17 protein-coding genes are annotated in these 17,951 nt (G+C 36.4%); 4 read left to right on the top strand and 13 right to left on the bottom strand.

Annotated features, from left to right (window positions below):
* Positions 1-306: 306 nt before the first annotated feature.
* From NMG63_RS04325 to NMG63_RS04290, 8 genes are all read right to left on the bottom strand, one after another.
* Entirely contained in the window at positions 307-1,707 is a 1,401-nt protein-coding gene (locus NMG63_RS04325; RefSeq protein WP_254006440.1) for a YfcC family protein, read from the bottom strand.
* 35 nt (positions 1,708-1,742) lie between these two features.
* On the bottom strand, positions 1,743-2,678 hold the full coding sequence (arcC, locus tag NMG63_RS04320) for a carbamate kinase (RefSeq protein ID WP_003773516.1): 936 nt from the start codon (positions 2,676-2,678) through the stop codon (positions 1,743-1,745).
* Between the two features lie 9 nt (positions 2,679-2,687).
* A complete protein-coding gene (gene argF / locus NMG63_RS04315; RefSeq protein WP_003773514.1) occupies positions 2,688-3,680 on the bottom strand; it encodes an ornithine carbamoyltransferase in 993 nt (330 codons plus the stop codon).
* A gap of 31 nt (positions 3,681-3,711) precedes the next feature.
* Positions 3,712-4,932, bottom strand: a complete 1,221-nt coding sequence (gene arcA, locus NMG63_RS04310; protein ID WP_123171516.1) for an arginine deiminase — start codon at positions 4,930-4,932, stop codon at positions 3,712-3,714.
* A 334-nt stretch (positions 4,933-5,266) separates the two neighbouring features.
* The gene (locus NMG63_RS04305; RefSeq protein ID WP_254006439.1) at positions 5,267-5,749 is read right to left on the bottom strand and encodes a methylated-DNA--[protein]-cysteine S-methyltransferase; all 483 of its coding nucleotides are present in this window, start codon (positions 5,747-5,749) and stop codon (positions 5,267-5,269) included.
* An 18-nt stretch (positions 5,750-5,767) separates the two neighbouring features.
* Complete coding sequence (locus tag NMG63_RS04300) at positions 5,768-7,408, bottom strand: amino acid ABC transporter ATP-binding/permease protein (protein ID WP_254006438.1); 1,641 nt, start codon at positions 7,406-7,408, stop codon at positions 5,768-5,770.
* Positions 7,408-9,102 (bottom strand): ABC transporter ATP-binding protein/permease, encoded by a 1,695-nt coding sequence (locus tag NMG63_RS04295; RefSeq protein WP_254006437.1) that lies wholly within the window; start codon positions 9,100-9,102, stop codon positions 7,408-7,410. Before NMG63_RS04295 ends, NMG63_RS04300 begins: the two co-directional genes overlap by 1 nt.
* Positions 9,071-9,490 carry a YbaN family protein gene (locus tag NMG63_RS04290; RefSeq protein ID WP_254006436.1) on the bottom strand — a complete coding sequence of 140 codons (420 nt, stop codon included), beginning with the start codon at positions 9,488-9,490 and terminating at the stop codon, positions 9,071-9,073. Before NMG63_RS04290 ends, NMG63_RS04295 begins: the two co-directional genes overlap by 32 nt.
* Positions 9,491-9,724: 234 nt before the next feature.
* On the opposite strand from NMG63_RS04290, the gene NMG63_RS04285 reads away from it, so the two are divergent.
* Both NMG63_RS04285 and NMG63_RS04280 read left to right on the top strand, forming a co-directional pair.
* Positions 9,725-10,621, top strand: coding sequence for an RluA family pseudouridine synthase (locus tag NMG63_RS04285; RefSeq protein ID WP_254006435.1), 897 nt, complete (start codon positions 9,725-9,727; stop codon positions 10,619-10,621).
* A gap of 130 nt (positions 10,622-10,751) precedes the next feature.
* Positions 10,752-11,690, top strand: coding sequence for an IS30 family transposase (locus NMG63_RS04280; protein WP_254006434.1), 939 nt, complete (start codon positions 10,752-10,754; stop codon positions 11,688-11,690).
* 40 nt (positions 11,691-11,730) lie between these two features.
* Here the strand turns inward: NMG63_RS04280 and NMG63_RS04275 are convergent, their stop codons facing one another.
* Both NMG63_RS04275 and NMG63_RS04270 read right to left on the bottom strand, forming a co-directional pair.
* Positions 11,731-12,564: a hypothetical protein gene (locus tag NMG63_RS04275; protein ID WP_254006433.1), complete on the bottom strand. Its 834-nt coding sequence runs from the start codon at positions 12,562-12,564 to the stop codon at positions 11,731-11,733.
* Between the two features lie 37 nt (positions 12,565-12,601).
* Positions 12,602-13,366 (bottom strand): lipoate--protein ligase family protein, encoded by a 765-nt coding sequence (locus tag NMG63_RS04270; protein ID WP_254006432.1) that lies wholly within the window; start codon positions 13,364-13,366, stop codon positions 12,602-12,604.
* 105 nt (positions 13,367-13,471) lie between these two features.
* On the opposite strand from NMG63_RS04270, the gene NMG63_RS04265 reads away from it, so the two are divergent.
* Positions 13,472-13,735, top strand: a complete 264-nt coding sequence (locus tag NMG63_RS04265; RefSeq protein WP_123171524.1) for a helix-turn-helix domain-containing protein — start codon at positions 13,472-13,474, stop codon at positions 13,733-13,735.
* 88 nt (positions 13,736-13,823) lie between these two features.
* Here NMG63_RS04265 and NMG63_RS04260 read toward each other — a convergent pair whose 3' ends face one another.
* Positions 13,824-14,417, bottom strand: a complete 594-nt coding sequence (locus NMG63_RS04260; RefSeq protein ID WP_254006431.1) for a hypothetical protein — start codon at positions 14,415-14,417, stop codon at positions 13,824-13,826.
* Between the two features lie 4 nt (positions 14,418-14,421).
* Positions 14,422-15,384: a CobW family GTP-binding protein gene (locus tag NMG63_RS04255; protein WP_254006430.1), complete on the bottom strand. Its 963-nt coding sequence runs from the start codon at positions 15,382-15,384 to the stop codon at positions 14,422-14,424.
* A gap of 204 nt (positions 15,385-15,588) precedes the next feature.
* Between NMG63_RS04255 and NMG63_RS04250 the strand changes: the two genes are divergently transcribed.
* Entirely contained in the window at positions 15,589-16,725 is a 1,137-nt protein-coding gene (locus NMG63_RS04250; protein ID WP_115354787.1) for an MFS transporter, read from the top strand.
* A gap of 92 nt (positions 16,726-16,817) precedes the next feature.
* Here NMG63_RS04250 and NMG63_RS04245 read toward each other — a convergent pair whose 3' ends face one another.
* Entirely contained in the window at positions 16,818-17,552 is a 735-nt protein-coding gene (locus tag NMG63_RS04245) for a YwaF family protein (RefSeq protein ID WP_013852919.1), read from the bottom strand.
* Positions 17,553-17,951 lie beyond the last annotated feature (399 nt).

Raw genomic sequence — 17,951 nt, 5'->3', positions numbered from 1 at the left:
TTACACTCTTATTGTACACTAAAAAAACACTTTTTTACAGTACCTAGATTGCCCTCTTACAACATAAATTATTTAATCTTAATCGTGTTTCCTTTCGAAAATAAAACGTGTAAGGATTGGCATCTTACACGTTTCATAAACTTAAAACCGCTTGAAACACCCATTCACAAACCATAATCAACCCCTCGTGCATATCGATAAACGCAAAACAGGATTTGCATCAGACGGATGATTGTTAATATCTTGCTAAATGAAAAAAGGAATGGAAGGCAACATCCATTCCTTGATTCTATTTTATATTATAGCTTAAATTATGAGCATTGCTCCGGTTAGGATAATGACACTTACAAGTGCAATTATAAGAATAATTTTCTTCGAGAATTTAATCCAAGTAGAGTATTCAACTTTGGCGATTGCAAGACCACCCATGATTGCTCCACATGTTGGGGTAAAGAGGTTGACAAGACCACTACCCGCTACGAAGATCATTACCATTACTTCAGGACTGAAGCCTAATTCTGATGCAAGTGGTGCCATGATTGGCATTGACACGGTTGCAAGTCCTGATGAGGAAGGAATAAGGAAAGTTAGTACTAAGTAGAGTAAGTATGCAAGTGGTGCAAAGATTATTCCTGACACCCCTTTAAGTGCATTCGCAGCATTGGTCAAGATGTAAACATCAAGTCCTGTTTCAGTCATAAGAACTGAAGCTCCACGTGCTAATGCAATAACGAGAACTACACTCATCATATCGGCAGCGCCATCCATGAATGTATCGACGATTTCTTTCTCGTTAAGTTTACCAACAATACCGATAATAATACCCATGAGTAGGAACCAAGTTGTTGCTTCTTGGAAGTACCATTCTCCAAACGGAATCCCTGTTAACCAAGCAGTCCAACTATCAAAGAATGTAATTCCAAAGGATCCCCATGGAATAAAGGAAAGAATCATTACTAAGAATGTAATTCCAAACAAGATAAGAACTGTTTTGTGTGTACCTGTTAATTCAACTGCGGTAGCACCTTCAGCATGTCCATAGTGTTTGTTGATTTCATCTTGTTCTTGAAGTGATAGAATCGTTGATCCTTTATCTTGTTTAACTTTTTTAGCATAACTCATTACAAAGTAAATTGAGATGAGAAGTGCAGCAATCCATAATACAAGACCAATTAACATAACAAGTCCATTATTCACTGGAATGTCTTTAGGAATCGCATCCAATGCTGCACCAACTGCAAATGGGTTAATTGTTGATCCAAGAACCCCAGCTCCCGCACCAAGTAAGACAACTGCTGAACCAACAACAGCGTCAAATCCTGCCGCAACCATGGTTGCAGTAAGTAGTGCGTAGAAAGGCACCGTTTCTTCAAGCATTCCGTAGGTAGAGCCACAGATTGAGAAGAGTGTCATCAATACTGGAATAATGATAAGTTCATTACCTTTAAGTTTTTTAACTAATGCTGCAATCCCCGCATCCAATGCACCAGTTTTTGTTACAAGTCCCAAAAATCCCCCAAGGATCATAACAAACACACAGACATCAATCGCATCTGCAAAACCTTTAACTGGAGCCATCATTACTGTTGATAATGTTGCACTTGTTACATCAGGAATTAATACCGTTACAAGAGCTAAAACAAACAGAATGATAAAAAGAATTGAAAAGGATGAGAGCATTTTTCTAGATTTCTTTTCTTTTGCCATATTTTTCTCCTCCGTATGTCATCTATATAGATTGACTATTTTTTGATGATCGTTCCGGTAACCCCTGCAAGTGCATCTTTTGCTCGTACAAGTGACGTAACAAGAGCTTGACCTTCAGATGCTTGTTCTACAAAGTCGAGACAAGCTTCAATCTTAGGTAACATACTTCCAGGAGCAAAATGGCCTTCCTTGATGTATTGTTTTGCTTCTGCAACATTCATTGTTGCAAGTTCTTCTTGTTGTGGTGTGTTGTAATGAATACATACACGATCCACTGCCGTTAAGATAATAAGCATATCGGCATTTAGGTCAAGAGCAAGCTTTGAGCAAGAACGATCCTTATCAATAACAGCTGCAACCCCTTTATAACCTTCAGCTGTTTCTATAACTGGAATACCGCCACCACCAACTGTAATTACAATATCGCCTTGACCTGTTAATTGCTTAATAAGATCAATTTCAACGATTTCTTTTGGTAATGGTGAAGCAACGACACGACGATACCCTCGTCCTGCATCCTCCATAAAACTGTATCCCTTTTCTGCTGCAAGTTTAACGGATTCTTCCTCTGTATAGAAGAGTCCTACTGGTTTTGTTGGTTTATCAAATGCTGGGTCTTTTTCGTCCACAATCATTTGGGTCACAACACTTGCACAGTGTTTACTTAACTTACGTTTACGCAATTCGTTTTGAATAGCTTGTTGTAGATGATATCCAATGTAGCCTTGGCTCATTGCCCCACATTCAGGAAATGGCATTGCTGGAGTTCCTCCGCCATTATTAGCGGCGAACTCCATTGCCAAATTAATCATACCTACTTGAGGACCATTTCCATGACCTACGATCACTTCATAGCCTTCTTCAGCCATATCAACGATTGTTTGTGCTGTTTGTTTAACGAGCTCGATTTGTTCTTCTGCATTATTACCGAGCGCATTACCACCTAGAGCGATTACAATACGTTTTCCCATAGAAATCGCCTACTTAAGTGTTGCATACATCACAGCTTTGATTGTATGCATTCTATTTTCTGCTTCATTGAAGACTTTAGATTGTTTTGATTCAAACACTTCGTTTGTAACTTCCATTTCTTTTAAGCCATATTTTTCATGGATTTCTTGTCCAATTGTAGTCTTAAGATCATGGAATGAAGGTAAGCAGTGTAAGAAGATTGCATCATCTGCTGCATTTGTCATAACATCACTATTTACTTGGTATGGACTTAAGAGTTTAATACGTTCTTCCCATACACTATCTGGTTCACCCATTGATACCCAAATATCAGTATAAATAACGTGAGCACCAGTTGTTGCTTTCTTAACATCTTCAGTCAAGGTTACAGTACATCCGTTTTCTTTAGCGATTGCACGGCATTCTTTAACTAATTCTGCATGTGGCATTTGTGCTTTAGGTCCACAAGCTGTAAAGTTTAGACCCATTTTTGCACATGCAACCATAAGTGAGTTCGCAACGTTATTTTGAGCATCACCCATAAATACAAAGTTTAGACCTTTTAAATAACCGAAGTTTTCTTCAATCGTTAATAAGTCTGCAATCATTTGTGTTGGGTGGAATTCTGTAGTTAAACCATTCCATACTGGAACGCCTGCATCATCTGCTAATGCTTGAACAATTTCTTGTGCATAACCACGGTATTCAATTCCGTCATACATGCGACCAAGTACACGTGCAGTATCAGGAATGCTTTCTTTTTTACCCATTTGTGAACTACCTGGATCTAAGTATGTAACACCCATACCCAAGTCCATACCTGCTACTTCAAATGAACAACGTGTACGTGTTGAAGTTTTTTCAAAAAGTAATACGATGTTTTTTCCTTCGAGATAACGGTGTGGTGTTCCTGTGAGTTTTAAATTTTTAAACTCTTTTGATAAGTCTACTAAATATCTAATTTCATCTGATGTGAAATCCAAAAGCTTTAAGAAGCTTCTTCCGCTTAAATTTACTCCCATGTGATCTTAATCTCCTTTTATTATTTTCTAATTAAATATCTTCACGAACTAATGGCATACTCATACAACGAGGGCCACCACGACCACGAACAAGTTCTGCACCACGTAACTCAATTAATTTGAGTCCATGTGATTTTAATAACTCATTACTGATTTCGTTACGGTCATACACAACAACAACACCAGGTGCGATTGTTAGTGTATTGGAACCATCATTCCATTGTTCACGTTCTGAAGCCATCATGTCTTCACCACCACATTTAATTAATGTAACTGGGCGTCCAACATGTTTTGATAAGATGGATTCAAGATCCGTATCAATCTTAACAATGTTTACATCTCCATTTGTACCTTTAGTGATCTCAAATACTTGTAGAGGTCCAAGGATACCTGGGTGAATTGTAAATTTGTCATAGTCAACTTGTGTAAATACTGTATCCAAGTGCATAAATGCACGACTGCTTGGAATATCAATTGCAAGAATTGTTTCAATCTCTGTACCTTCAACACTGAAGATATTATGTGCGATGTCTTCAATTGCTTGAGCTTGTGTACGTTGTGAAATCCCAATTGCTAATGTTTTAGCATTGATGTTTAGGATATCTCCACCTTCAATATGGAAATCTGCCGTACGGTCATAGTAGTAAGGAACATTTCCTTTATATTCTGGGTGGTATTTGAAGATGTAGTCTGCATAGATTGTTTCACGATTACGTGTTACAGAATACATACGGTTCAAGCTTACACCATCTCCAATTGATGCAAATGGGTCACGTGTAAAGTAAAGGTTTGGTAGTGGATCTAAGATTAAATCTTGAATCTCTCCAGCCATCTCTACTAATGACTTTTTACCTGAATGATCAAGTTCATGTGTACGAACACCTTCCATAGTTTTTAAAACAAGTTCTTTTTCATCTTTGATTGAATCTAAGAAATTGTAAACCATGTCATGTTCACGTTGTGTTTTGATTCCGCCTTCTTCAATGAATTGATTTAGGAATTGTTTACGTAGACTTGAATCTTTAATCACTTCTGCCATTAAATCTTCGAGGTAAACAACTTCAATATCGTTATCACGAAGTGCTTGAGCAAATTTATCGTGCTCATCTTGTGCATCCTTAAGGTAAGGAATGTCATCGAATAGAAGACGTTCTAGTGTATCGGGAGTAAGGTTTAAAAGCTCCCTACCAGGTCTGTGTAATAAAACTTTTTTAAGCGTTCCAATTTCGCTTGTAACTCTAATTGCGCTCATTACGTTTCCTCTTTTCTTTTTTTCTAGGTTTTGAAAGTGAACTGATCAGGAACACTTTCATTACCGAACATAGAGAGTCTAATTCCCATGGGTTGTGCGACCTTCTATGTTTACATTTACATTGTAAGCGCTTTTTTGAATACGTGTAGGACAATTAACCCTTTTCAAATTGTATTCTTAGCATTTGCAAAATTCCATGTGATTTTTTTGATTAGTGAACAAAAAACAAACAAAAACCCACTCTTAAGTGGGCCTTTGATAAATGATATAAAATATTTTTCTACTAAAAATCCGATTAAGATCGTGGAAAAAGGCATGAAAACCTTGATTTACTTCAATTCATGTCCCTTTCTAGTCTTAGAAGACGCTCTTTTAACTCGATGCCACCTCTAAATCCTGTTAAGGTTCCATTTTTACCAATAACACGATGACATGGTACACAAAGCAATAGAGGGTTTTGGGAGACTGCTCGAGCCACAGCACGCGTTTTTCGTGTGTCAAACAGCATGTCGGAAAGCCCTTCATAACTGATGGTGGATCCATAGGGAATCGCTAGAAGTCCTTCCCATACTTGACACTGAAATGGCGTTCCGATCAACTTATATGGAAAATCGAATTGCCTGCGTTTCCCCAGTATGTAATCTTGAAGTTGATCCACAACCGGCTCACACGCTGAAGCATCGAGTTCCAGATGGTCAACTTTAAATTTGTGTTTAAAAAAATCTAAATCTTGAGCAGTACTTATAAAGATAACGTTTCCTTCATGTTCAACAATCAAGTAGTCTTGGTTCTCGATGCTACAAATGCGTCCAATCATATTTATTCCTCCGTCGATTTATAATACGTGGTTCAACTTCCCATCTTCAAGTTTCCATACTTCATCCGCAATTTTAAGTGTTGAAGCACGGTGAGAGACAATCAAAATTGTTTTATTATGTTTATACTCAACGATAGATTTGAGAATGATTGCCTCGTTGAGACTATCTAAATTACTTGTTGGTTCGTCAAGCAAGATTAAATCACCACCATGTAGGAATACACGTGCTAATCCGATTCGTTGACGTTCACCCGATGATAGATTACTCCCGAATTCTTCCATCATCGTATCATAGCCTGATGGAAGCGACATGATAAAATCATGAACTGAAGCGTGTTTAGCTGCTTCATAAATTTCCTCATCGCTTGCATCCGGTTTTACGAAAGCGATATTATTCTTAATCGTGTCTTTAAAAATATCGGTATCTTGACTCATCATGCTTTCAATACTTCGTAAATGACCGGTCGTTACGGATTTAATATCCTGATCATTTATGCGCACACTTCCTGCGCTTACATCCCAAAAACGCATTAACAGTTTGAGGATGGTTGACTTCCCGGCTCCACTGTCACCCGTTAAAGCAATAATTTTATTTTTTGTAGTACTCATTGTGATTTCTTCTAATATGATTTCCTTATCATAACTAAAAGTCACATCATTTAATGATGCTTCTTCGAAAGCCTCGTTCGTTCCATCAACAACTTCGTTTACTTGTGGTTTTTCATCCAACAAATCAAGAATGCGCTGACCACTAGCGAGTGTATGGTATAAATCGCCACTTAGATTCGACAAGGCAATAACGGGACCAAATGAACTCATATGCAAGGTAAACACAAGCAATAGGATATTAAAGTCAAGATTTCTGCCGAAATAAAGGATTGCGAAACCAGACGTCATAATTATGAGATCGACGAGCAAGCGCATCATGCTTTGATAGCGGTTGAGTATATCTTGCTTTTCGTTAAGGTCATGCGTGCGTTGTTTCAGTAAATCCATGGTTCGCTGTGAATTTTGGTATTGTTCCAATTCTTCAATACCACGTATTGAATCCAATACATTTGTGTTTAAATCTCCAAGATCATTTCGTATTTCCAAACCCAATTCATTGCCTATCTTACTGGTTATAATTGGTACGATTACACCAACCGAAGCCAATGCAGCGAGAGAAATCAATGCAAGTGTATTTGCTTTTAAAGCAATCGTTGTGACGACAGTGATGGAAATAATCACGGCTATAATAATCGGTGAAATAGTATGTGCATAAAAAACTTCAAGCAGCTCAACATCGTTTGTGATCATCGCAATTAAATTACCACGATCTTTTGTTTCAAGTTTCGCAGGTGCTAGTGATCTAAGTTTCGCAAACACCTCATAACGGATATGTGCCAAAAGTTTAAATGCAATAAAGTGATTTAAAGCTTGCTCACCATAGCGAAAAACACCACGCAGTAATCCGCACCCTATTAGAATTATGAGTAAGAAGGTTATGGAATTATTCTTGATGATCTCAACAACAATACGTGCAGAAAGGTAAGGAATACCAATTGCCGCAAAATGACCGAGTACTCCAAGCGCAATGGCACCCATCATTGGAAGGTAAAGGGGTCTTACGAATCCTATAAGACTTCCCATAATGCTCAACCCTGTTCGTTTTTTCATCATTCACCCTCCTTTAGAAATGAATAGTTCTCAAGATTTTGTTGCGCTTTTACCAGTTCTTGATACATTCCAGGTGTTTGCATTAATGAAGCATGTTCACCACATTGAACAATCTCTCCCTTATCAAGTACGTAAATCCGATCACAATCAAAGCAATTTGCGAGGCGATGCGAAATCATAATAATACCTTTACCGTCTTTACGTAGCTGTTGAATTGTATCAAGAATAATCATCTCACTTTCAACATCAATATTTGATGTCACTTCATCAAATATATAGAACGGCGTATCATGAACTAATGCGCGAGCAATGGCCAATCGTTGTTTTTGTCCACCCGAAAGATTCGATCCACGTTCCTTAATTTCGTGATCTAAATTTAACTCGAGATTAACGCGGTTCAAGCACCTTTTAAGTTCCCCATCGGAATATGAACCACCCATCATAAGATTTTCGCGTACAGAGCCTTTGAAGATGATACTATCATGACTTACATACGTGACATGTTTATAAAGTTGACTGCAATTAATCTCTTGGTCTCCAAAATAGAGATGTCCTGATTTAGGAAGAATACGTCCCATAAGTAATGAGACAAGTGTGCTTTTTCCCGAGCCACTTTCACCGACAATACCAATAAATTCACCGAATTCAGCATAGAAGTTAATATTTGATAATACATTGGTATCGGTATATGAAAACGATACATTTTCGACTTCATATCCTTTGTCACTGAAAGAATCAGATAATACTTTTTTACATCCAGCATCCGTCGCAAGCAATTTAAACATTTTTTCACTTGCTGCCATACCGTTCATTGCGATATGAAAATAAGAACCCAGTTGCCGCATAGGAATGAAAAATTCAGATGAGAGTAGTATGAATAAAAGCATTCCAGTTAACGATAAGGATCCATCTTTATAGGCGAAAACTGAAATTACAAGTGCTAACATTGCACCACCATAGGCAACCAAATCCATTACAGAAATTGAGTTTAATTGCATTATAAGAACACGCATGGTTACTTTTCGGAATGATTCAGCATCCTCATCCATTAACTCTTGACGTACACCATCCGCATCAAAGACTTTTAAAGTGGTAAGTCCTTGTAAATTTTCAAGGAAATGATCTCCCAAGCTTGTGTATTGTGACCAATATTTATTAAGTAATTTTTTTGCGAACTTCTGAACAATGACAATCGAAATCGGAATTAATGGTACGCAAATAAATAAGATTAATGCAACTTTAAATGAATACTGAAGTAAAAATATAAAAAGTGTTAATGGGGCCAGTAAGCTGTATATAAATTGTGGTGTGTAAAGCGCAAAGTAGTTTTCAAGTTGTTCAACGCCTTCTGTCGATACTTGCGTAATTTCACTACTCGATAATACAGTTTGATAATCCGATCCAAGTTCAAACAATTTCCCAAAAATAAGTGAACGCATCTTAATTTTGACGCATGAGCTTGTTTGATGCATCGCCCGTGAACTTTTATAAAGAGCAACCCCTTTTACAAGAAGGGCAATCCAGAAATAGAATGGGATTTGAATCGATACTCCCGAATTTATGTCTACTAAAACCATCACAAAAACTTGCGTTAATACGATATTCGCAATTAACGCCAACCATTTATAAAAAACCGTCTCTACGATCGGTTTTTTTGCTTCCTCAACAGTCTTTATGAGTTGAATATTGATCATACTTTAAATCCTCCAGCGCAGTCTCTTCATCTTCATCTGCAATTTTGAAGATGAAATAATAATATTTAAATAAAACAAGCAAGCCGATAATAATGCGCGCATAGAAATTTTTGGAAAAATAAAATGCACAAGCCATCATCAAGGTAGCAAGGATAAGAATTTTTTGTTTACTCTTTCGTTTCATCGTATGTTTTGTGACAAAATCATCAAGATGATTTTGGTAAACGGACGTGTGTGTTAACCATTGATGAAAACGGTCAGAGCTTTTTGCTCCACAAACAGATGCACACAATAAAAATGGCGTCGTGGGTAATACAGGTAGGAATACCCCCAACAAGGCTAAGCCTAAAAATAACAATGCTAAAATCATCATAAATGTTCGTTTCATAAGTCACCTCGTCAAAAAATTATAATCGATAAACAACCGATAAATCGTGTGAAATCATTTGAATTTGTGTAATTCTTAATCCAAACCAACAAATCAACATCGAAAAGGCCCTACTTGTGCAAATACCCCTCATATTAACAACTGTTTTGCAAGCCGTAAAACTTGTATTATTTTATCTTTAATCTGTTTGACTCACGTGATATAATTTCCAAGTAAAAAAATAGAGGTATTAATATGGGATCATGGATCATCACATCAAAAACAGTTGGTTTACGCATTGATCATTTTTTAAATGAACATTTAGACCTATCACGAAGTAAAATTGCGAGCATGATCAAAGATGGCACAATTTTATGTAACGACATGGCTACCAAAGCGAATTATAAAACAAAGCTCAATGATTGTATTACCGCTTCTACTTACCAAGTTAAAGCATTGGATATCGAACCGGTAAAAATGGACATAGATGTGGTATACGAAGACGAGTACCTTCTTGTCGTGAATAAACCAAGAGGGCTTGTCGTGCATCCAGGTAATGGTGTAAAGTCCGATACGCTCTTGCACGGATTGCTCCATTATCTAAACGCTAATTCTGATCACTATATTCGCCCCGGATTGGTTCACCGCATTGATCGTAATACCTCTGGCCTACTTGTAATTGCCAAGGATGATAAAACACATCAATTTCTTGCTGAACAGTTACTTGATAAAACGATGAATCGTACTTATTATGCATTAGTTCATGGTGTCTTACCACAAGCACACGTTCTAATTGATGCACCGATTGGTCCGGACAAATCAAATACAAAAATCATGACCGTCAACCAGGCTCGCAGTAAACCTGCCCGAACTCATTTTGAGAAAATAGAAACATATATAAACTCGAGTTTGATTCGTTGTAAGCTTGAAACAGGAAGAACACACCAAATTCGTGTACATGCCTTACACGCAAATATACCCCTTCACGGTGACCCTCAATACGGTCATCCTTCAGACACTGATAAAACTGGTCAATACCTCTGTGCTGCAAGACTTGAATTTGTACATCCAAAATACTTAAAATTAATGCAATTTGAAATACCGCTTCCAAGTTACTTTCAAGATAAAATAACTGAATTATCTCATTCATGATTCCACAAATAAAAAAACAAACATGATATCATGTTTGTTTTTTCCTAAATTCAAATCTCAACCGCACCACCCAAGGTGCGGTTGTTTTTGTATAATAAAAGGAGCCCACCCGACTAAAAGGAGCTCCCATATGAAGTATAAACAATTAGATAAAAAAATGAAAGACCAAATTGATATTCTATTAAGCATCGGCTACTCTATGCGCAAGGCAGCACGTAAACTCAATATATCTCATTCTACGATTTCTAGATATAAAAATAATGTCTATAAGAAACGAACGATTGATATTCGAGAAAAATATTCCCACCTAATCGAATATCTGCATTCTCACTATGATCCTAAAGTTCATTCGGTAGAAGTATGCTTGAGTAACTATAAACGATATCATCCATATAAACCGTGTGTTTCATCGCAGCAAGTCTATAACTGGATTAATCAAGGTAAACTTGATATAAAACCAAATAGAATGTGCTATAAACGTCGAAAACGTAAAAAGAGAATTAGTGGAATGATGAATCACTTGAGATGGAACTTGGAAGAGAAAACAGTACTTCCAATTAGCCTTAGACCTAAATACATTGAGAAACGTAACGAGATTGGCCATCTCGAAATCGACTCTATAATCGGTAAGAAACATGAATCTGCAGCGATTATATCCATTGTAGACCGCTGCTCAAGAATGACCTGGCTTATTAAAGCAGAATATCGATATGACTATTACACATCAAACTTAATTCGAAAATTTATTGAAGAGAATAATATAACCACGAAATCGATAACAGTAGATAATGGACTTGAATTTAAAACATTAGGAATTACAGCCAAGCGGTTGGGTGTGAAACTATATAAGTGTGATCCATACTGTTCTTTTCAACGTGGAACCAATGAACGAGCGAATGCAATAGTAAGAAGGTTTATACCAAAAGGTAAATCAATGTATGATATAGCGCAACAATATCTTGATGATATTTGCTTCAAAATTAACTCAATGCCGCGAAAAATATTTGACTTCAAAACGGCCTATGAGATAGACTTTAATAAAAGTAAAAGTGGTGCGGTTGAGATTTGATAAAAGAAAAAACAAACATGATATCATGTTTGTTTTTTTATTATGATTCAAATCGATTCAAGATTTTAAATAGAATACCCATTACAAAAGCACCTAATGCACTCCATAAATAGAGTTTAAATGGATTCTGCTTTAACGTAATCGACATGCCTACACGATTTTGTAGAAACGTCATAATAAATGGGGATACAAAATAAAGCATTAACATTATGATTGACATTATCAGTGCAATAGTCCCAAATAACTTCGACCATTGCCATCCACGATTCATTAAAACTAAAACAAGAAGCGTCACTGCAAGAATTAGAATCGTTCCCGTTATTATTTCACGACGCATCTTCGTAAACCCATTAACATAAGATAAAATGCGTTGTTGCTTCGGCGATAATTCTTGTTGAACGCGTGTAACAATCGTCTCATAGGTTTGTTGGAATTCGGGATTATTCAATGCTTCTTCCACAACCGTACTCACTTCATCCACTGACACTGTGCCTTCGCTTAGCGTTTCAATTTCAGGTGCATACGATTCAATATAAGCTTGGACATCTTCTTTAAAAGCAGTCTCGTTCATGCTCATTCCACCAGAGACCACATCATTTAATGCGTTAGTTACCAAAGTTTCAGAAATCTCTTGGAACTTAGGATCACTGACAACTTGCTCTTGTAATGCATCAAATTCAGCTTGTTTTGTTTCTGGAATTGAACTTCGAATGGGTTCTAAATAATGTGCTACTTGTGATTCAACATCCACAAATGTTGGTTCAACTAATGATGATATATTCTCTAACTGCGATTGGACCATCAATGTCCCAACTAACACAATCGAAAAGCCAATGACGATTAATCCTAGAAATCCATTTATGATTTTTTTCATAATCCACCTCAATTCTTATTATACATAAAAAAAACCGTTACGGTAACAGTCTTTGGTTATGCTCACGCGTGCGATCCAATGCTTCTTGAAAGCGTAATGCATCAAGATCTGCCAATTTTCGACCCTCAACACTCTCACAATATTGCGTTAAGGCATGAATCAGAAGATCCCCAATATAACGAGGTGTTAATGCATAACCCGTAAGAAGATCCAATGATTGCATCGAATGTGGATTCACATCCACAACATCACCACGACATTGCGAATAAAAATCACGAACAAGTTCACCACGTCGTAATTGATCACCACAAACACTAATATAACATACCATCGAAGTTCGAGAACCTGATCGCCGTTGGGCAGTCCCGCAAAACTTTTGACCATTAATACTCATATCCGTATCGCCAGGACAATAGGCTCCCTCAACCTTAAAAATTTCAATTTCATTGGAAATGGGCTTGAGTGCATCACGAATAAAATCTTTATAGAATTGATAGTTATCATTCATAGACTTCGTTGTTTGAAAAATGAGCGACATATTTAAAACACCTTCATCCGCTACAATCGATCGACCTCCAGAGTTACGAATTGTAACCGGAAGGTTGTGCGCTCGATAAAAATCAAGACCTTTTTCAAAATCATCCATCCGTACATCATCTACGCCCATATTTATACCTTGGTGTTGAAAAAGATGAAGAATCATTTCATCTTCCGCAACATTTTTTAATGAATATGCATCAATTGCGGTTGATACAAAAGCATCTTCAGGTTGACCGATTTCATCTATAATAATTGCCTTCATAATATCCCCTACTTTCTAACTAAATTTTAGGTTTATCACTCCAACAAGTCAACAACCATGACCTTTCACAAACACGTGCTATAATTATGATAAAGGAGGAATACCATGCAAAAACAACAACGCGATGTACTCGAACAACTTTATCTTTTATATCAAACACGATGTGACCGTAACGACTGTTCGCGAACTGTTTCCAATTTTAACAGTTCATTCATTGAAGAAATTGCATCAAATCTCAATATCGATGCAAAACAAGTTACCGAAAGCATTACATTACTCCAGTCTGAAGGTTATACAAAGTTATGGGTTGTAGGTGGCTTCGAACTCACTCGCAATGGCATTCGTGAAGCGCAACGACTTTTTGGTTAAGATGCTTATAAAAAAAATCCTTCATAATGTGTGTAGGATTTTTTTTATAAATTCAAATCTCAACCGCACCACTTAAGGTGCGATTCACTTATTCAAACGTATTTTCAATTATTTTTTTCAGTTTTTCTTCGTCATTAAATTCAAATTGATCTACAAGACCTGCATCCAAATGCGTTAAGAAACGACTGTTTCCTGATGCATCTACGGCAATAATCGCCTCGCCATCTTCCGATCCAGCATAAGCACGTTCGATATTTTTAAAACCACGTGCATCTGCTTCCTCCATTATTTTTCGTGCAAGAAATTCTCTTTTATCGATATACGATTCTACTTCTTCATTGGTTACGATATATGCATCAACTTGTGTTGCATCATCAACAAGTCCTGTCTCCGGACTGTCCATATATACTACAGGAATAACAAAAACAGAAATTCGCTCATTAGGAACAAACATATGCTTGGTTATGGGCACTTGTTTTCCATTGTAGTGTATCTCTTCATAATCACCGAGAGAATCACGATTGATCGAATAATCAACAAAAGGTTCCTCAACCCCATCAATTTGGTACTGTTCAATTTCAATATGAGGAATTTGTTTGATAAAGTTAAGCGCATTTGCTTCCGTATCAAAGACCCCTAATGTATGATGACGCTCATACTGCATTACTTTAACAATATACATTGTGCTACTCCTTATGACGCTCCAGCGCCTTAAATGATTCTTGAATCTTTTCTACATTAATATTACGTCCAATAAGCACGAAATGACTTCGACAATCCCCAATTTCATCGCCATAGTCGATCATAAAAGTACTTGCGACGCCTTGAACTACGATGGAAGTTTCAAGACCCTCTACCGATAAAATTCCTTTATAACGAAGTAAATCATGTCCCATCACTTCAACCAAATCCACAAGCCAATCCTTAAAATCCGAAAAAGAGAGTGGATTTTCTGCATAAAGCGTTAATGTATCAACATGAGAATGACGATGATGCTTTGTGTCTTGTGCTTGATCTATAACGGATTCACTCAGGGACGCATACTTGGTGTGGGATGCATCAAAACGATCTTCATTCAGAAGATGGATGTACGTTTGATCTTGTTTTAAAAGCGAAACAGGAGCTAGAGGATTAATCGCTTTAAGTTTCCCTAATAAGTGATAAGGCGTGGATTGCGTTTTCGTAATATAGATGCGATCTGCAAAAGCAATTTGTTCTAAGGATTCTCGATAATTTTCAAGTGCTTGTTCCCCATTTACCGCATCCACAAGGGTGATGATTTCATTCAAATAGAACTGTTTCTGAATGGGTTGTGATTTTAATATTGTTTGAATTAAGGGATTCACTTCCGCCAAACCGCTTGTTTCAATAATAATAGATTTCAACTGCATATCTTGCGATTCAAATTGCGTTTTTAAATCTAAGATGGCACGTTCAAATTCGCGATCGTCAACACAACATAAGCAAGCACTATTAATTTCAAAAATTCGATCTTGTTCGTACTTAATAAATGCTTTATCCAAATTTACTGATCCGATCTCATTAATGATCAAACCGATTGTATCCTCTTGAGACTCGCGCAGTATTTGATTGATGAATGTTGTTTTACCCGATCCTAAAAAACCAGAAATAATCGTAATTGGTATCATAACGTCCTCCTAATTATTATATATATTATGCGTGAGTGACTGCTTCCATGCAAGTAAAAAGCGACTTAAAATGAAATAAATCGATACATTGTATTCAATTCCAACAATCTAGAGAGGTTTGTTTGACAAAACCGGTTTACTTAATTAGAATGGTTAGTGTTGTCGTCACCCTATGTGATGATTTGTGGAGGAAAGAATAACAATATGAAAAACAAAACAATCTTAAGAACCTACTTTAGTTTCTTCTTAAGTGGGATCTTTATCCTAGGTATTGGCGCAATTATGCCAGACCTTATTATGAACTTGAATCTATCATACAGTGATGCAGGAACCTTGCTCTCAATGTTTGCCGTAGGTAACCTACTCTCAAACTTTATCAGTCCCTTCGTATCCGAACGATTTGGAAATAAGATTGCGATTGGAATCCTTGCTGCTCTTGTACCATTGAGTTTCTTATCCATCGTTGTGTTTACAGATTCAATCCGTAAAATACTATGGCTCGGCTTTATTTTAATGGGTATTGGTCGTGGTGCTGTAAGTATCTTAAGTAATGCAATCGTAAATGATTTAAGTGATAACAAATCACGAGACATGAATATGCTTCATACGATCTTCGCTATCGGTGCAGGACTTGCATCATTTGTAATCATCGGCTTAAAGAAAATCGGGTTTGATTTTAACCAACTCATTTTATTTTTAACAGCCATTACAACAATTTCATGGATTAACTATCTTACAATGGATCTTGATTTAAAGGGACAACAAAAATCTACAACTGTTGTGGAAACACAAAAACTAGACTTTGCATTCTTCGCAGTTGCATTTGTAATGTTCTTCTATCTTGGACTTGAAAATACCATTAATGGTTGGTTTATGACTTACCTAAAGAGTATGAATATTCTATCGGATGCTTTTGCAGCAACACTTGTTTCCTTAACATGGATTATGATCATGATTGGTCGTTTAATCACTGCATTTATTTCTCAAAAAGTTAAAGGAACAAAATTAGTTCTAATTTACACAATTGGAGCTGCACTCGCATTCTTCGGACTTGTTTCAACTATGAATCCTGTAATTATTACAATTTCAATTCTGGGTCTTGGCTTATGTCTTGCCGGAATCTACCCTACAAGTATTGCGAATACATCAAAATATGTTATTGGTAATCAAAAACGTTTAGCCTTGCTTTTAACATGTGCCGCTTTAGGTGGAATTATTACACCTCAAATCATTGGTTCAATCGCTGATCGTACAAGTATGGTCTTCGCAATTAATGTGCTAGCGATTAATGCAATCGCAATGGTTGTATTTGCGTTTATATCTGATCGTAAATTAAAATAATTACACAAACCACTTTGTTTCAAAAGTGGTTTTTTTATAGTTATTAAAAAAAGCCAATTCAACATGAATTGGCTTTTTAAAACTTAACACTGTTAGGATTCAATTGTAAGAATAATATCTTCTTCTTCATGTGTTGCAATCTTGCTTCCAATAAGTACAACACCAACATAAATCATGAAATAACCACATGTATAAATAATACTTGGTACACCATTGAGAAAACTCAAGGCTGATGGTGGTGCAGATACATAACCGTAATTTGTATGAAGTAAATGATTGATGAAACTTACAACAACAAAATAGCCTCCAACCATTTTAATAACGCCTACCGTTGCACTTTCCTGGATTGAAAAATGATAGCGATACTTCATATACAAGGGAACCAAGATCATCATCGAATGTCCTACAAAGAATTGGATAAACATTGCATTTGGAAAACTAAAACCACTTGTATCTGCGAGAATTAACGCAGTCACAGCTGCCGGGATTCCAAGAAGTCCCAGGACTTCATAAATACGTTCCTGTTTCGTAATTAAGAGGATAATCGTCATGATCTGTAAGATCCGACAAGGATAAAGAGGCAGCGCATCATTCAACGTTAGTTGCTGATTCATGCCATACCAACTATAAAGCAGAACTTGTTGGATAAAATACAGTCCAAGGAAAATCCAACGTAAGGATTGATATCCACCCGCTGCAATCTCTTCACGTTTTTTAATCAATAATCCTACACAAATTCCCACCAAAACTAACATCAAGATATGAATGGGAGAGTAGATATTGAAAGGATTTTGACTAAAGTATAAATTTTCAATTAATCGATTCATAAGAACTCCATTTTCTAATTTTTAACGTAGCATATATTATACCCTATTTCACCATAAAATCACACTGATATTATGAGTTGATTATGCAAAAGAAGTTCGGAATTCTTATGTGCTTAATTATGATCGAAAAAATTTATAAATAATCCGTCTAAAATTTATCGAGACAAGTCTTTAAAATGATTCTGACTGTTTCAATTTATAAAAAAACACCAATTTTTTATTTGGTGTTTTTGAAAATCGAATCGTTTCAGTCATTGAATTGAGGATTTTGAATTATCTAAACGGTAGGTACTTGATGTATACAGAATAATTGTTTTTAGCGGTATAACTTTGATCCAGTATATAGCCATTTTTCAAGTACAAATCATCTGCAGAATCAGTTGTTAGGATCAGTTTAAA

This window comes from Erysipelothrix amsterdamensis (genome assembly GCF_940143175.1).
GTDB lineage: Bacteria > Bacillota_I > Bacilli_A > Erysipelotrichales > Erysipelotrichaceae > Erysipelothrix > Erysipelothrix amsterdamensis.
The sequence above is the reverse complement of the archived record's forward strand: the minus strand, read 5'-3'. Positions and strand labels throughout refer to the sequence as shown.

Bases quoted from the DNA above. Each gene is read 5' to 3' on its own strand.
- arcC (WP_003773516.1), bottom strand. From the start codon at position 2,678: ATGGGAAAACGTATTGTAATCGCTCTAGGTGGTAATGCGCTCGGTAAT.
- NMG63_RS04305 (WP_254006439.1), bottom strand. From the start codon at position 5,749: ATGATTGGACGCATTTGTAGCATCGAGAACCAAGACTACTTGATTGTT.
- argF (WP_003773514.1), bottom strand. From the start codon at position 3,680: ATGGGAGTAAATTTAAGCGGAAGAAGCTTCTTAAAGCTTTTGGATTTC.
- NMG63_RS04325 (WP_254006440.1), bottom strand. From the start codon at position 1,707: ATGGCAAAAGAAAAGAAATCTAGAAAAATGCTCTCATCCTTTTCAATT.
- NMG63_RS04250 (WP_115354787.1), top strand. From the start codon at position 15,589: ATGAAAAACAAAACAATCTTAAGAACCTACTTTAGTTTCTTCTTAAGT.
- arcA (WP_123171516.1), bottom strand. From the start codon at position 4,932: ATGAGCGCAATTAGAGTTACAAGCGAAATTGGAACGCTTAAAAAAGTT.
- NMG63_RS04280 (WP_254006434.1), top strand. From the start codon at position 10,752: ATGAAGTATAAACAATTAGATAAAAAAATGAAAGACCAAATTGATATT.
- NMG63_RS04290 (WP_254006436.1), bottom strand. From the start codon at position 9,490: ATGAAACGAACATTTATGATGATTTTAGCATTGTTATTTTTAGGCTTA.
- NMG63_RS04285 (WP_254006435.1), top strand. From the start codon at position 9,725: ATGGGATCATGGATCATCACATCAAAAACAGTTGGTTTACGCATTGAT.
- NMG63_RS04260 (WP_254006431.1), bottom strand. From the start codon at position 14,417: ATGTATATTGTTAAAGTAATGCAGTATGAGCGTCATCATACATTAGGG.
- NMG63_RS04300 (WP_254006438.1), bottom strand. From the start codon at position 7,408: ATGAAAAAACGAACAGGGTTGAGCATTATGGGAAGTCTTATAGGATTC.
- NMG63_RS04275 (WP_254006433.1), bottom strand. From the start codon at position 12,564: ATGAAAAAAATCATAAATGGATTTCTAGGATTAATCGTCATTGGCTTT.
- NMG63_RS04265 (WP_123171524.1), top strand. From the start codon at position 13,472: ATGCAAAAACAACAACGCGATGTACTCGAACAACTTTATCTTTTATAT.
- NMG63_RS04270 (WP_254006432.1), bottom strand. From the start codon at position 13,366: ATGAAGGCAATTATTATAGATGAAATCGGTCAACCTGAAGATGCTTTT.
- NMG63_RS04245 (WP_013852919.1), bottom strand. From the start codon at position 17,552: ATGAATCGATTAATTGAAAATTTATACTTTAGTCAAAATCCTTTCAAT.
- NMG63_RS04295 (WP_254006437.1), bottom strand. From the start codon at position 9,102: ATGATCAATATTCAACTCATAAAGACTGTTGAGGAAGCAAAAAAACCG.
- NMG63_RS04255 (WP_254006430.1), bottom strand. From the start codon at position 15,384: ATGATACCAATTACGATTATTTCTGGTTTTTTAGGATCGGGTAAAACA.